This window comes from Streptomyces sp. NPDC058697, from assembly GCF_042715345.1.
GTDB lineage: Bacteria > Actinomycetota > Actinomycetes > Streptomycetales > Streptomycetaceae > Streptomyces > Streptomyces liliifuscus.
Genome location: NZ_JBHXSU010000001.1, coordinates 330,506 through 345,635, shown reverse-complemented (window position 1 = coordinate 345,635; position 15,130 = coordinate 330,506). Strand labels below are relative to the sequence as shown.

Sequence of the window (15,130 nt, the reverse complement as noted above, 5' to 3'; positions counted from 1 at the left end):
GGCCGTGGCGCGGTCGGTGGCAGCCGTTCCCGCCACCGACTCACATCAGCCGGCGGCCCGGGCCCGGGCCACGAACTCCCAGCCGCCGTGCGCCACTTCATACACCACGAACCCCGGCTCCACCCGCACGAATTCCGCCCCGCCCGGCGCCTTCACGGCCGAGCGACTCGGCGCAGGCACGTACACCTCGGCCGTCGAACCCACCGGCACCCGCACCGACAGCCGCGTCGAACCGTCCACGACCGACCACGCCGCCGAAGCCTCGCCGCGCACCGTACTGACCGACGTGCGGGCCCAGTTCACGCCCGTACGGCCGTCCGGGCGGACCGTGAAGGTCCGGTAGCCGGCGTCTCCGGGACGCAGTCCGGCCACGTTCTCGTACAGCCACTGCACGACCGTGCCCTGGAAGTAGTGGTCGCGGGAACGCGAGTCGAGCGGCCACATCTCCCACATGGTGTCGGCGCCGTTCTCGAACCAGTAGCCCCAACTCGGGTACGTGCGCTGGGTGGCGATCGCGTGGGCCACCTCGGGATGGCCCTGCGCGGACAGCTGCCGCAACAGCACACTCGTCCCGAGCGCACCGGTGTTGAGATGGTTGCCGCGCTGCTTGATGTCGGCGAGGAGCGAGTCGACGACCGTGGCCCGGGCGCCCGGCGGGACCAGCCCGAAGGCGAGCGGAATGCAGTTGTTGGTCTGCCGGTAGCCGGGGTCCTTGGCTGTGCGGTAATGGCCGTCCGGGCCCAGGAAGGCCGCGTTGAACGCCGCCTTGAGCCCGTCGGCGGCCTTGCGATAGCGGTCCGCGACCTCCGCGTCGCGCAGCAGGTCGGCCAGTTCCGCCGTGTCCGTGAGCGCCCGGTGCAGATACGCCGTCGCGGTCAGCCGGGTGTCCTCGGGCGGGTTGCCGCCGTACCCCGGCGGCAGATAGTCACCCAGGGCGGTCACCGCGAGCCCGTCCCTCAGCCGGGAGATCTCCCAGTCCAGATAGCGCGTCAGCGGCGCCCAGTGGTCGCGGGCCAGCCGCTCGTCCCCGTAGACGCGGTACATCTCCCGCAGCAGGAAGGGATACACCGTCGTCCACTCCGGCGACGGACCGAGGTCGCCATAGCCCCAGCCACCGCTCGGCACGATCACCGGCAGCTGCCCGTCCGCGTTCTGACTGTCCTTCAGGTCCCCGAGCCACTTCGACAGGAAGCGGTGCACGCCGAGCGCGTACGTCATCACCGGCGCGCCCAGCTGCGCGTCACCGGTCCAGCCGTTCTTTTCGTACATCGGCGTGTCCGTCGGAATGCCGTGCAGGTTGTTGAGGACCGTGCGCCGCATCGCCCCCTCCAACCGCTCGTAGAACGGCTCGGAACAGGCGAAGGTGCCCGTCTCCGCCACGCGCGTATGGACGACCCGGCCCAGCACCTGTGACGGCTTGGGCTTCGCGGGCAGCCCGCTGATCTGCACGTAACGGAAGCCCTTGTACGAGAACTTGGGCTCCCACACCTCGTCGGCGCTGCCGCCCGCGCACACGTACTCGTCGGTCTGGAACCGGCCCGGCACGTGCCCGGTCTCGGCGTGGACGCTCCCGTCGGACTGCAGCTTCTCGCCGTGGATCATGCGCACGGTCGTCCCGGCGCCGGCCCGCACGGTCAGCTGTGTCCAGCCGGCCATCGTGCGGCCCATGTCGACGACGTACACACCCTCGCTCAACTCCTCGACGGCGACCGGGCGTACGGTCTCGATGATCTCGATCGGATCGTGCGGCTGTGCGTGCAGCGTGCCCTTCGGGGCCGACTGCCGCTGGACCTTCCGCCAGCCGCTGTCGTCGAATCCGGGGCGGGACCAGGCCGCGCCGGGCGCCTTGCGTGCGTCGTAACTCTCGCCCGCGTAGAGGGAGTTGGAGAGGGTCGGGCCTTCGGTGATCCGCCAGCGGTCGTCCGTGGCGATCGTGGTGCGGGAACCGTCCGGGTGGTCGATCTCCAGCTGGCCGAGGAGTCGCGGCTCGCCGTGCCACGGCGGGCGGTGCCAGTTCCACACGTTCGGTGTCGTCATGCCGAAGAAGCCGCGGCCGAGAGTCACCCCGATCGCGTTGGTGCCCCGGCGGATGTGGTCCGTCACGTCGTGCACCGCGTACAACACGGTCTCGTCGTAGTCGGTGAAGCCCGGGTCGAGGACCTGGCGTCCGACGCGTCTGCCGTTGATCTCGGCGTCGTAGTAGGCGAGGCCGCTGATGTAGAGACGGGCGCGCACCACGGGCTTCGGGAGGGTGAACTCGCGTCGCAGGAGCGGAGCGGGCTGTTCGGTCGCCGTGATCGACACACCGTTGCCCCAAGGCCCCTGCCCGTACGCGGCGAGCACGGCCGCCTCGGGCCACCCGCTGTCGTCGAACTCCGGCCGCTGCCATCCCTCTTGCTCATTCCCGGCGGAGCGCCACCCCTCACCCGTGACCAGTTCGACCGTGTCCGATCCGGTCTCCACGACGAGCCGTACGAGCAGTCCCCCGGGGTTGACAGAGGCGTTGCCGCGGTTCGTCGCCAGCGCGGCGACCACGATCGGCCCGGACCCGGCGGCACGCAACTGATCGGTGACGTCGACGAGATGGCCCTGCCGCCAGGCATCGGTCTGCTCGGGCTGGTGCGCCACCTTCTCGCCGTCGAGATACAGGGTGAAGTCGTCGTCGGCCGTGGCGAGCAGTGTCGCCTTCCGGATCTCCGCACCCGCGGCCGGCGTCAGCGAGCCGCGGAACCAACGGGGCCCGGCGGGCGCGCTGTTGGAGGTCGAACCGGGTGACCATATCCAGGACGCGCCGTCGAACGTCGGCGGCTGCGGAGCGGCCGCCGCGCCGATCCAGTACCCCTCCCAGGCATCCTTGGACAACGTTGTCTCCCACCAGCGCGGCGCACTCCACGCCGACGGCCGGCCCTCGCCGTCCCACACCCTGACGTGCCAGTGGTAACGGGTGCGCGGATGGAGGGCCGGGCCGTCGTAGGCGATACCGACGGTACGGTCCGACGCGACCCGCCCGGAGTCCCAGACCGTGCGCCGCCCCTGACGCAGCCCCTTCTCGCTCAGCGCCACTCTCACCTGGTACGCGCTCTGCCGGGCCCCGCGCCCCTCGGCAGCCAACTCCCAGGTCAGTCTGGGCTTTTCGACCTCGGTGCCGAGCAGTGTCTCGGCGTACTCGACGGTCGTGCGCTCGATCCGCAGCCGGCCGGCCCCTGAGGCGTCGGCGGCGGTCCCCGCGGACGCGGTGGCGGTCTCGACCGCCCCGGAACCCAGAGCGGCGGAGGCGCCCGCTCCGGCGACGGAGGTGCGGAGGAAGGCGCGGCGGTTCCAACCCATGGTCATCTGTGGCCCCTTGGTTGCGTACATGCGTGCACGGATGCGGGTGACGAAGCGAGGAGGGTGTCCGAGGTTCGTTGAAACGATTCATTCGACTGCGGACGATCCTATGCAGTGCGGCTGTCGGCCTTCAAGAGGCGTGCACGGTGTGGCCGTCGGTGCCGCAGGGGATGGTGAGGTCGGGGACAGGTGTCTGCGGCCGGGCCAGAAGACGCCGCCGGCCGCGTCCCTGCTTGGTTCAGGTGGTTTGCGACCGACCGGAACAGCCCGGTTCGTGCCAGAATCACAGCGTGGATTGGGGGATCCTCGAACGAGACGACGAGCTGGACCAGCTGGCCGTCGCCGCGCGGGACGCGGCCGACGGAGCCGGTTCGGTGGCGCTCGTCTTCGGCGAGGCGGGTATCGGCAAGTCGAGCCTGGTGAAGGCCATGCCGGCCGTGCTGCCCGAGAAGGCCCGCGTCCTGGTGGGGGAGTGCGACGACCTCGCGACCCGCCGGCCGCTCGGCCCCTTCCGCGACCTCGTCGGCAGCGTCGGCGCCGAACTGGCCCGGGCTCTCACCGTGGGCGGCGACCGGCCCCGGGTGTACGACGCCCTGCGGGCCGAGCTGACCGCCGCCCCGCACCCGGCGGTCCTCGTCGTCGAGGACGTGCACTGGGCCGACGAGGCCTCGCTCGACGCCCTGCGGTTCCTGGTGCACCGGGTGGAACGCCTCCCGGCCCTCCTGGTCCTCACCTACCGCGACGACGAACTGGACCGCCGCCATCCCCTGCACCACCTCCTGGGCCAGGTCTCCCGGGCCGAACGCGTGCACCGACTCCCGCTGTCCCGCCTCTCCGCGGGCGCGGTGCGGGAACTGAGCTCCGTGAGCCGCCTGGACCCGGCCGAGGTGTACGAGGTGACCTCCGGCAACCCGTTCTTCGTCGCCGAGGTGGTGGCGGCCGGCGGCACCGGCGGGGTCCCGCCGACCGTGGTCGACGCCGTCCTCGCCCGGCTGCGGGGCCTGGACGACCGCACCCGCGACGCCCTGGAACAGCTCGCCGTGGTGCCGTCCGCCGTCGAACGGCCCCTGGTCGACGCGCTGTTCACGGACGGAGTGGCCGAACTGGCCGCCGCCGAACAGCGCGGACTGCTCACGGTGACACCCGAACGGGCCGGATTCCGGCACGAGTTGATCCGCCGGGCCGTCGCCGACTCGCTGCCCGCCGCACGGCGCATCGAACTCAACCGCCACGTCCTCGCCGCACTCGTCGCCAAGTCCGGCTCCGACCCGGCCCGAGTCGTCCACCACGCGGCGGAGGCCGGCGACCAGGAGGCCATCGCGCGGTACGGTCCCGACGCCGCCCGGGACGCCTCAGGCGCAGGCGCGCACCGGGAGGCCGCCGCCCACCTGCGGCTCGTCCTGCGACAGCGCGACCGGTTCGAGGCCGCCGAACTCGCCGACCTGCTGGAGCGGTACGCCGTCGAGAGCTACACCATCGCCGATTCCGCGGCCGCCGTGGACGCCGAACGGGACGCGGTCGCGCTGCGCCGGTTCCTCGGCGACACCCGGGCACTCGGCGCCGACCTGCGCTGGCTGTCCCGTATCCACTGGTGGGCGGGCAACGCCGACGAAGCACAGTGCGCCGCGCGCGAGGCCATCGCCGTACTGGAGGAGGCGGGCGACGACCGGCTGCTCGCGCTCGCCCTCAGCAACACCTCCCAGCTCCACATGCTCTCCGAACGCTCCGCCCTGGCCATCGACTTCGGTGAGCGCGCCATCGCGCTGGCCCGCAGCACCGGCGACGACGCGATCCTCGCGCACGCCCTCAACAACGTCGGCTCCGCCCGCTGGCGCGACGGCGACCCACTGGGCCGCGCCCAACTGGAGGAGAGCCTGAAGGTAGCGCTGGCCGCGGGTGAGGTCGAGCACGCCTGCCGCTCGTACGCCAACCTCATCTGGACGCTGCTCCAACGCCTGGAGTTCACCGAGGCCGACCGCTTCCTGGCACCCGGTATGGCGCTGGCCGACCGGGCGGAACACGTCGGCTTCCTCAGCTATCTCCATGTCGCCATGGCGTTGCGCCGGTTCGCCGCCGGGGCCTGGGACGACGCGGAGCGGCACGCCGAGATCGGCGCCCACGACTTCGTGCCCGCCCGCTGTCCCGCGCTGACCGTGCTGGCCCGGGTCCGCGTCCGCCGCGGCCGGGACGGCGGGGAGGAACTGCTCGACGAGGCCTGGGAGATCGCCGTACGCACCCGCGAACTGCAGCGCACCGGGCCGGTCGCGGTCGCCCGGGCGGAGGTCGCCTGGCTCCGGGGTGACCATGCGGCGGTGGTCGCGGTCGCCGGTGAGGTCTTCGAGGAGGCACGCCGACTGTCCGCCATGCCGCACGTGGCCGAGCTCGGCTACTGGCTCACCAAGGCGGGCAGCCCCGTACCGGCGGACGGCTGGGACCATCCGTACGCGCTCCAGGCCGCCGGACAGTGGCGCGAGGCGGCCGAGGTCTGGCGCGCGTCCGGCTGCCCGTACGAGGATGCCGCCGCGCTCGCCGAGAGCCCGGACCCGGACGACAAGCTCACGGCCCTCGCAGGTCTGGACGCACTCGGCGCGGAGCCCCTGGCACGACTGGTCCGTGGCGAACTGCGGCAGCTGGGCGTGCGCCACATCCCGCGCGGCCCGCTCGCCGCGACACGCGACAACCCCGCGGGCCTCACCGAGCGCCAGCTCCAGGTCGTGCGGCTGCTGGCCCAGGGGCTGACCAACCCCGAGATCGCCGAGCGGCTCGTGGTGTCGGTGCGTACGGTCGACAACCACGTCTCCGCCGTACTGGACAAGCTCGGTGCCCGCTCCCGGCGCCAGGCCACCGCCCGCGCCACGGAGCTGGGGCTGGTGCCCGGACGCGAGACCTAGGTAGCCGCCGACGCCGAGCTGAGTGACCGGCACGGATATCTGCGCGCGGGGGACGGGACTAGAAACAGGCCCATGGAAGGGGCCCCGGAAGCCGGGTCCCGGATCGGGGGATGCACATGTCCGTCACACCAGCACAGGCGGCCCGGCAGGAACTCACCCAGTTCAAGGGCCAGTTGATCGGGTCGGACGACTCCGGCTACGACGAGGCCAGTCCCGTCTACAACGCGATGATCAAGCGTCGGCCCGCCCTCGTGGCGCGCTGTACGAGCGCCGAGGACGTCACGCACGCCATCCGCTTCGCCCGCGCCCACGAGCTGCCGCTCGCCGTACGCGGCGGCGGGCACCACGGCGCGGGACTCGGGACCTGCGACGACGGCGTGGTTGTCGACCTGTCCCCGCTCAAGGACATCGAGGTCGACGCGGAGGCCAGGACGGTCCGCGTCGGCGGCGGCTGCGTCTGGGGCGAGGTGGACCAGGCCACCAACGCGCACGGTCTGGCCACCCCGAGCGGCATCATCTCCACGACCGGCGTCGGGGGTCTCACCCTGGGCGGCGGCCTCGGCCATCTCACCCGCAAGTGCGGGCTGGCCATCGACAACCTCCTGGAGGCCGAACTCGTGCTGGCCGACGGCCGGCACGTGACCGCGAGCGCCGACGAGCACCCCGACCTGTACTGGGCGATCCGCGGCGGAGGCGGCAACTTCGGCGTCGTCACCTCGTTCCTGTTCCGGCTGCACGAGGTGAGCACGGTCGTCGCGGGTCCCACGTTCTGGCCCGTCGAGCAGTGCGCCGAAGTACTCGCCGCCTACCGCGACTTCATCCCGCACGCACCCCGCGAACTCAACGGCTTCTTCCTGATCGGCGCGGTCCCGCCCGCCCCGCCGTTCCCCGAGGAACTCCATGGACGCAAGGCCTGCGGTGTCGTGTGGTGCTACGCCGGAGAGGACACGGACGCGGCGGCGCGCGCGATGGCGCCCCTGCTCGACGCCCTGCCGGAACCGATGCTGCACGGCCCCGCGCCGATGCCGCACCCCATGATCCAGGGTGCCTTCGACGGCCTCTACCCGCCGGGCGACCAGTGGTACTGGCGTGCCGACTTCGTCAACGAGATCCCCGCCGAGGCGATCGAACTACACGCCAAGTTCGGCGCCGAACTGCCCACCATGAAGTCGACGATGCACCTGTATCCGATCGACGGCGCAGTCCACGACCACGCGCCGACGGACACCGCCTGGAGCTACCGCGACGCACGCTGGGCCTCCGTCTACGCGGGCGTGGACCCCGACCCGGCCAACGCCGAGGACATCAAGCGGTGGACCGTCGACTACTTCGAGGCCCTCCACCCGTACTCGGCGGGCGGCGCCTACGTGAACATGATGATGGACGAGGGCCAGGAGCGCGTACGGGCCAGCTACCGCGACAACTACGCCCGGCTGGCCCGGATCAAGGCCGAGTACGACCCGGGCAACCTGTTCCGGCTCAACCAGAACATCGAGCCGGCCGCGCGGCCCTGACCGGCGGGACCTGGAACGGGCCCTGGCGCCAACGGGGGGCGTCAGGGCCCACGGCTCGGGGCTACAACTCACCTATGGGGGCTCGCGCTTCAGGACTTGCGGGCGACGCCCCCGTACACGTCCGTCGCCTCCGGAGTGGTGCCCGGCTCGGGGCGCCACAGCGGGCAGGAGACGATGCCGGGGTCCAGCAGTTCGAGGCCGTCGTAGTAGACGGAGATCTCCCGCGGGCTGCGCAGCACGTACGGGACGGCACCGGTGTCGTCGTAGCCCTCCTGGGCCCGCTTGAGTTCGGCGTCCGTGTCGGTGCTGTCGTAGTGCACGAAGTAGCTGCCCGACGGCAGGGCGGCCTGGAGGCGGCGGACGATCGACTGCGCCTCCTGGTAGTCCTGGATGTGGCCCAGGATGCCCATCAGCATCAGCGCGACGGGCTTGCCGAAGTCGAGGATCTTGCCCGCGGCCTCGATGATGTTCTCGGGCTCGTGCAGGTCCGCGTCGATGTAGTCGGTGACGCCCTCGGGGGTGCTGGTGAGCAGCGCCTGGGCGTGCCGCAGCACCAGCGGGTCGTTGTCCACGTAGACGATCCGCGACTCGGGTGCCACGCGCTGGGCGACCTGGTGGGTGTTGTCGTACGTGGGCAGGCCCGTGCCGATGTCCAGGAACTGGCGGATGCCCAGCTCACCGGCGACGAACGTCACGGTCCGGATCAGATAGCCGCGGGAGGCGCGGGCCATCGTCTCGATGTTCGGGGCGATCTCGCGGTAGGCGTCGCCCGCCTCCCGGTCGACCTCGTAGTTGTCCTTGCCGCCCATCCAGTAGTTCCAGATGCGGGCCGAATGCGGCACCGTGGTGTCGATCTTGGACAAAGCGTCCTGGTCGGGAGTGGACTGGCCGTCTGCCATGCGAGATCTCCTGCCGTGCGTCACGCGGTCTGCTTCCAACCTACCGTCAACTGCCCTTTGCATCGCCCCAGTTGGAGATCGGGAGCGGATGGTGCACGGATGGGAGGGCCGGGGCCGCCGACATCCAGAGTGACCACTGGGACGTGTTGGGCGAGGGTGCGGAACACCCGGCGGTAGGCGTCGGCGGCCTCGGCGCTCTCGGGGTCCGGATGGCGTCCGGAGTCCGTCAGATGGAGCAGGGCGCCGTCCCGCTCGGCCACGGACTCGGCGAAGTCGAGCGCCTGGATCCAGGTCACCCGGGAGTGCCCGCGGCGCAGTGGCCCGTACACCAGCTCGTGGACGATGCCGCCGTCGACCGCCAGGCGGCCGGGGGCGGCGAGGAGTTCGCGGTACGGACGGGTCGGGTCCACGTGGTGCAGTTGGTCCCGCGAACGTCTGATCATGAATCCGTTGCGGACCAGTTCGGCGAGCAGCCCGCTTCTGGCGATGCCGTCGGGGCCCTCGACGACCAGTGTCCGGCACCGGTCGACTGCCTCATGGAGCGTGCGCATACCACTCCCTCCAGGACGACCGACTTCCCCAGTGTGGCCGGGCGACCCGCACGGCGGGAGTGCGCGTGCGGGTTGTCCGGTTGTGCGGCCGTAGTGGTGGATGGTTGTGCCGGCGTAGTGGTGCCGCCCGGCCCGGCGCGCGAGGGCGTCGGAACACGGGCTCGCGACACGGGAGTTCGACGGGGTGCCTGCCGGGCGGCGAGGGGCGTCAGCTGACGAGCGACGTCAAGTGACGAGCGGCGTTCAGGTGACGAGCGACGTCAGGCGACGAGGAAGTCGGCCTGGCCGGACTTCGCGCCCTCCAGGAACGAGATCATCTCTTCCCGGGTGTAGATCAGCGCGGGCCCGTCCGGGTCCTTGGACTGGCGGAACGCGACGCTGCCGTCGGGCAGTCGCTTGGCCTCGACACAGCTGCCGCCGTTGGTACCGCTCCAGGGCTTGTGCCAGCCCTCGGTTCCCAGATCGATGGCGGGCATGCCGCTGTGGATGGGGTCCATGGAAGTCATGGCTCACAACTCCTTACGCAGTTCAGCCAGGATGGCCCTGGTCCGAGCGACCGGCTCCGCCTGCACGGACATCCGGTCCATTACTTCGAGGTACGTCACGACGTCGGCCGGCTGGTCGACATAGACCGAGCCGACGAGGCTCTCGGTGTAGACGACATCGGGGAGTTCGGAGAAGCCGAAGCGGAAGTGGTGGAAGGGGCCGAACGCGCCCGGATGGGCTCCCACGGAGTAGCGCAGTATCTGGATCCGGACCTTCGGCATGTCCAGGACCTCGTTCAGCCGGTCGATCTGGGCCCGCATCACCTCGACCCCGCCCACCGGGCGGCGCAGCACCGTCTCGTCCAGGACGGCCCAGACGGCCGGTGCCTCGGATTTCGAGAGCAGGTCCTGGCGCTTGAGGCGCAGGGCGACACGGCGGTCGATGTCCTCCTTGGTCTCGTTGGGAAAGCCGATGTGCATGAGCGCGGCCGCGTAGTCGTGCGTCTGCAACAGGCCCGGGACGTAGTGGGGTTCGTAGAGACGGATGACGCTGGCTTCGCTCTCCAGGCTCACGTAGGCGCTGAACCACTCCGGCAGCACATCGCGGTACGAGTACCACCAGCCGGGCCGGTTGGCCTCCCTGGCCATGGAGAGGAAGTCGTCGACCTCGGACTCCGGGACTCCGTAGGTGTGCAGCAACTCCCTCACGTAGGGGATACGGAGGCCGACCTCGGCCTTTTCGATCCGGCGGACCGTCAGAGCAGTGACCTCGATGGCCCGCGCGGCGTCCTCGAAGGAGACTCCGGCCTGTTCCCGCAGATGCCGGAGCCGCTTGCCGAGAACCATCCGCAGGACGGTCGGTGCACTGCCGCCCGAGCGGTTGTCGCTCACGTCCTACCTCCCGGAACGGCCGTCACAGCGTGCAGTGTGCCACGAGGTCGCTGACACAGACAGAGCGATGAGGATCGTTCTGAAATTATCAGAACGCTTGTTGCGGGTTGTGTGTGTCGGCCATCATAGTGATCGAGTGACCTGCCGCACAGTCCGGCGGCGACGGCGCACAACAGCGCATCGCCTTCCCGGACTTGACGCCCCGGCAGGGAGGCAGACCGCCGCACCGCGATGCGACACCTGGATGGCCACCGTGACCGACGGACAATCGAGGAGCCCGGGCAAGGGTCCCGCCGGGGCCAACAAGGCGCTGGCGTCCGCCCTCAGAGACGCCGGCTGCTCCTATGCCTCGCTCGCCCTCCGGGTCAACGAACTGGGGCGCAGACAGGGCGCGGACTCCAACTACGACAAGGCGTCGGTCACCCGCTGGCTGAACGGCCAGCAACCCCGGGGAAACACCCCCGAGTTGATCGCCGCCGTCCTGTCCGAGCGACTCGGCCACGCCGTCTCGCCGACGGACCTCGGCTTTCTGCCCGACCAGCAACGCCCGGTCGTCGGCAGGGCACTCGTGTACCGCGAAGACCTGGCAGACACCTTGCACACCTTGGCCGAACTGGGCTCCACCGACATCTCCCGCCGCAGCCTCCTCGGCGCGGTCCCCTTCGTCGCCGGCGCCCTGACGAACCCTCAGCGCGAGTGGCTGCTCTGGCTGGTGGAGCACGCCGGGAATCACGACGTCATCCGGCTCGCGCCGGTCACCGACGGCGGTCCCGTCGAGCAGGTCCACGCCATGATCAGCATGTTCGACCAGATGGACAACCACTTCGGCGGCGGCGGAGTGCGCACCAGCATCGTGCACTACCTGTGCACCGAGGTCGTGCCCATGCTCCAGCGCCGCGGCACACCCCCGCACCAGCAGCGCCTGCTGTACGCGGCGGCCGCCCGCCTCGCCGCGATGGCCGGCTGGAGCTCGTACGACGCGGGGGAGTACGGACTCGCGCAGCGCTATATGACCCAGGCGCTGCGGCTCTGTGCCGAGGGCCGCGACCGCGTCCTGGGCGGGCAGATCCTGGCCGGTCTCTCCCACCTCGCCACCAGCCTCGGCCGCCCGGACGAGGGCGTGGCACTGGCGAGGGCCGGCATCGCGACCGCGAAGGACTCGGGCAGCCCGCTCGGCCTGATGCGCCTGTACGCCATGTCGGCGCGCGGACACGCGGCGCGGGGCCGCTCCGGTGAGACGGCCGAGGCGCTGAAGCTCGCGGAGCGGCAGCTGGACGCGAGCCGGGGAGCCGCGCAGGAGTCCGTGTGGGTGCGTTTCCTCGACCACCACTATCTGCAGGCCGAGTCCGCCCTGTGCTTCCGTGACCTCGGCCTGGCCGCGCAGGCGGAGCGCACAGCCGGTGAGTCCATCGACGCCAACGCCGACCGGCGCAGGCGCCAGGCCATCAGCCGTTCCGTACTGGCGACCGCGCACCTCCAGCAGAACCGCCTCGACGAGGCGATCGGTACGGCGACCAGGGCCCTCGACACCCTCAGCACGGTGCACAGCGAGCGGTCCATCCAGGCCCTGCGTGACTTCCGCAAGAGGCTGGAGCCCCGCAGCCACGAGCCGCTGGTCCAGGAGTTCGAGCGAAGGTCCCGACCGGTCCTGGGGGCGGTGGCATGACCAACGGACCCGGCACGAGCGGCCTGCCCGACGGCTTAGTAACCGTCGGGCGAGGGGGCGTTCTGGGCGCGGTCGACGGGCAGATTGGCCCCGGAGATCCCGCTCGACCAGTCCGACAGCAGGAACGCCACCACACGCGCCACCTCCTGCGGCGCGACCGGCTCCCCGCCCGGCAGCTCGGCCGCCGCGAACGCGGCGAACGCCTCGGGTTCCTCCCTGCGCATCCGGTCCCAGCGCCGGCCCGGGATGAGCATCGACCCCGGCGAGACGGAGTTCACCCGGATCCCGTCCGGGCCGAGCTCGCGGGCCAGCGAGGCCGCCAGATGGATCTGCGCGGACTTCGCGGTCCCGTACTGCGCGTTGGGGCCAGGCTTCCAGCCGGAGATCGACGAGATGACCACGACCGAACCACCGCCCGCGGTACGCAGATACGGGACGGCGGCCCGTACCAGCCGCGCGGTGTGCCCGACGTTCAGCTCCCAGGTCGCGGCCCAGTCGCCGGCGTCCGTCTGTTCGAGGCCGCGCCCGCGAGAACCGCCCGCACAGGCCACCACACCGTCCAGGCCGCCGAAGCGACTCGCCGCGGCCGTGACGAACGCCTCCAGCCGCTTGGGTTCGGTGACGTCGAGGGCTCGGGTGAACAATCCGTCGGGCGCGGCAGAGTCGAGCGTGCCTCTCAGCGCCTCCAGGTCCCGTGCGGTACGGGCGCAGGTCGCGACCCGGGCGCCCTCGGCGGCCAGCAGCCGCACGATCTGCTCGCCGAGGCCGCGTGTGCCGCCGGTGACGAGCACGCGCTTGCCGCTCACGCCGGACCAGCCGAGGGCATCCTGCCCGCTCTCGATCGTCCGGCCCTCGCTCGCATTGCTCACGCTTTCGAACATACATGCCACACCACTACGCGCCTGCAACCGGACAACCCCCGCACTCCCTGGTCCGCCGCCGCTCGGGCCGGTTGGCTGCACGAGCAGCCACCGAGACCGTCCCCCACCCGTGCTGCACTCGAAGGAGGCACGATGACGGCATCCAGGGCACACCGCCGTCGGCCGTCGCCCTCGCTGACGCGCGGCGCGGACCATGACTCGCCCACCGGTAGGCCCTGGGCCGGTGAGACGGCCCGGACCGCCCCGGTCGCGTCCTCGGCTCCCGCCGCGCCCGATTCCGTGAGCGGGGCCAGTTCCCTTCGCATCGTGGTCCCCGCGCAGCCCTCGCGCGCCTCGGGCGTACGGCGCATGGTCGCCGAACAGTTGTCGCACCTGCGGTTGCCGGCCGAGCAGCTCGACAACGCCGTCCTGGCCACGGACGAACTCTTCGCCAACGCCGTCCGACATGGCAGCCCCGACGCCGGCGACATGGTCACCGTCAGCGTCGAATGCACCGACCACGAAGTACGGGTGACGGTCGCCGACCACTCGGCCGAGCTGCCGCGCCACCGCACGGCGGACGACGCCGACGAGTCCGGACGCGGGCTCGCCATCGTGGCCGCGCTGGCCGACGACTGGGGCATCGCACCGCCCGACCCCGGCGAGTCGGGGAAGCGGGTGTGGTTCTCATTGGAAATCCAGGGGGCGTCATGAGCGGTTCCGGCATGCCGGGCCACGTCGCACACGACACGGCGCGAGAGGGGCGTACGGGGGTCGCCCCCCGCCCGGGTCGCGACGGGCCCACGGAGCCGGCGGGTGCCCCGGGCGGTGACCCGGGGCACCCGTGCCGGGACGGGCACGCGGGGCGAGTGCATGACGCGGCGGGGGAGGACGGCGCGGGGCGCAGCCACGACGAGATACACGGCGAGGTGGGCGAAGTGCGTCCGGTCGTCGTGCCGGCGCTCGCGGCGGCCCTCGCCCGCGAGCTGGTCCGCAGGGCGGACGAGGACCGGAGAGTGACGCGGGCGGCACACCGCAGCCCCACGCAGGTCGCGCGCCGCCGTATCACCGAATGCCGCAGGGGCAACGCCGAAGCGCTGAAGACCATCGTCAAGCGCCATGCCTGGCCGACCGCCGACCTGGTCGGTGCGCCCGCCTCGACGGCGGCGCTGATGATCCTCCTGCACGCCCCCGACCTCGAGTTCCAGCTCACCTGCCGCGACCTGATCGCCCAGGCCACGGCGGACGGACGCTGCCCGGCGCCGCACCACGCGTACATCGCCGACCACTGCGCCGTCGAACTCGGCCAGCCGCAGTTCTACGGCACCCGTGTCGACCCCGCGACCTTCCGTCCGTATCCGGTCCGCCAGCCCCGGACGCTCGACGAGCGCCGCGAGGACGTCGGGCTGTGCCCGCTCGACGAGCAGATGAGGGCGCTGCGCCTCGGCGGCTGAGGCCGTGGCGGCGGCTCGGTGCGAAGGCGGAGGGAGCGTTACGGCTCCAGCCGCAGCTGCCATTCCTGCTCCTGGTCGCCGGAGACCATGCCCTCCTCGCGCACGGTGAAGACGGAGGTGAGGGTCTCGTCGGCCCGCCGTACCGCCTCGGGGCTGCCCTGCAGGGTGACGGTCACGGGCGCCGAGAGCGGCGGCGCGGTCATCGGCGTCACACCACCACCGACCGGTACGTCGTTGTCGAACGCAGCCGTGTAGACCGTGGCGCCCCCGTCCCCGGGCATGTCGTCCGCCGTTCCGAAGGCGGATTCGAGGGTGTGGACCACCGCCCGCGCGTCGGCGGCCGTGCCGCCGCTGAGCGTGAGTGTCAGAGCGAGATGCGTGCCAGGCGTCATGACCAGCCACCTTTTCTTGTGCGGATGCGCGCCGTCCCGTCCGTGTAACCGGTCCTCGGGGCCACAAACGGCGGCTCGGCCCTGCGTGGGGCATGTCTCCATGACACCGCCATCCACCGGACCTCGCAGCCCCACATGCACCGGACCTGCCGGCCGCACCGGCCGGGTGTCGCGGACCGCCGCCGCTTTCCCGCTCGGCT

General features: G+C 71.6%; 12 protein-coding genes. 5 read left to right on the top strand and 7 right to left on the bottom strand.

The genetic code is table 11. The annotated features are described in order from the left end of the window. Positions 1-45: 45 nt before the first annotated feature. Entirely contained in the window at positions 46-3,333 is a 3,288-nt protein-coding gene (locus ACFWXQ_RS01525) for a family 78 glycoside hydrolase catalytic domain (RefSeq protein ID WP_386267274.1), read from the bottom strand. Between the two features lie 284 nt (positions 3,334-3,617). Between ACFWXQ_RS01525 and ACFWXQ_RS01520 the strand changes: the two genes are divergently transcribed. Then, a complete protein-coding gene (locus ACFWXQ_RS01520; protein WP_383947428.1) occupies positions 3,618-6,218 on the top strand; it encodes an ATP-binding protein in 2,601 nt (866 codons plus the stop codon). Positions 6,219-6,334: 116 nt separating this feature from the next. Next, complete coding sequence (locus ACFWXQ_RS01515; RefSeq protein ID WP_383947426.1) at positions 6,335-7,732, top strand: FAD-binding oxidoreductase; 1,398 nt, start codon at positions 6,335-6,337, stop codon at positions 7,730-7,732. An 89-nt stretch (positions 7,733-7,821) separates the two neighbouring features. Here ACFWXQ_RS01515 and ACFWXQ_RS01510 read toward each other — a convergent pair whose 3' ends face one another. The 4 genes from ACFWXQ_RS01510 to ACFWXQ_RS01495 form a co-directional block, all read right to left on the bottom strand. After that, the gene (locus tag ACFWXQ_RS01510; RefSeq protein WP_383947423.1) at positions 7,822-8,631 is read right to left on the bottom strand and encodes an SAM-dependent methyltransferase; all 810 of its coding nucleotides are present in this window, start codon (positions 8,629-8,631) and stop codon (positions 7,822-7,824) included. Positions 8,632-8,651: 20 nt separating this feature from the next. Next, positions 8,652-9,182 carry a hypothetical protein gene (locus tag ACFWXQ_RS01505; protein WP_383947420.1) on the bottom strand — a complete coding sequence of 177 codons (531 nt, stop codon included), beginning with the start codon at positions 9,180-9,182 and terminating at the stop codon, positions 8,652-8,654. Positions 9,183-9,442: 260 nt separating this feature from the next. Next, positions 9,443-9,688 (bottom strand): DUF397 domain-containing protein, encoded by a 246-nt coding sequence (locus ACFWXQ_RS01500; RefSeq protein ID WP_269651822.1) that lies wholly within the window; start codon positions 9,686-9,688, stop codon positions 9,443-9,445. Between the two features lie 3 nt (positions 9,689-9,691). After that, positions 9,692-10,513 (bottom strand): helix-turn-helix domain-containing protein, encoded by an 822-nt coding sequence (locus tag ACFWXQ_RS01495; RefSeq protein WP_383947439.1) that lies wholly within the window; start codon positions 10,511-10,513, stop codon positions 9,692-9,694. Positions 10,514-10,802: 289 nt separating this feature from the next. Between ACFWXQ_RS01495 and ACFWXQ_RS01490 the strand changes: the two genes are divergently transcribed. Then, positions 10,803-12,224, top strand: a complete 1,422-nt coding sequence (locus ACFWXQ_RS01490) for a hypothetical protein (RefSeq protein ID WP_383947417.1) — start codon at positions 10,803-10,805, stop codon at positions 12,222-12,224. A gap of 35 nt (positions 12,225-12,259) precedes the next feature. Here the strand turns inward: ACFWXQ_RS01490 and ACFWXQ_RS01485 are convergent, their stop codons facing one another. Beyond that, positions 12,260-13,093 carry an SDR family NAD(P)-dependent oxidoreductase gene (locus ACFWXQ_RS01485; protein ID WP_383947415.1) on the bottom strand — a complete coding sequence of 278 codons (834 nt, stop codon included), beginning with the start codon at positions 13,091-13,093 and terminating at the stop codon, positions 12,260-12,262. Positions 13,094-13,237: 144 nt separating this feature from the next. Between ACFWXQ_RS01485 and ACFWXQ_RS01480 the strand changes: the two genes are divergently transcribed. Together ACFWXQ_RS01480 and ACFWXQ_RS01475 are read left to right on the top strand one after the other, a co-directional pair. Next, a complete protein-coding gene (locus tag ACFWXQ_RS01480) occupies positions 13,238-13,798 on the top strand; it encodes an ATP-binding protein (protein WP_383947412.1) in 561 nt (186 codons plus the stop codon). 215 nt (positions 13,799-14,013) lie between these two features. Beyond that, entirely contained in the window at positions 14,014-14,538 is a 525-nt protein-coding gene (locus tag ACFWXQ_RS01475) for a DUF6624 domain-containing protein (protein WP_383947437.1), read from the top strand. 38 nt (positions 14,539-14,576) lie between these two features. Here the strand turns inward: ACFWXQ_RS01475 and ACFWXQ_RS01470 are convergent, their stop codons facing one another. Beyond that, positions 14,577-14,930, bottom strand: a complete 354-nt coding sequence (locus ACFWXQ_RS01470) for a hypothetical protein (RefSeq protein ID WP_383947409.1) — start codon at positions 14,928-14,930, stop codon at positions 14,577-14,579. Between the last annotated feature and the right edge of the window lie 200 nt (positions 14,931-15,130).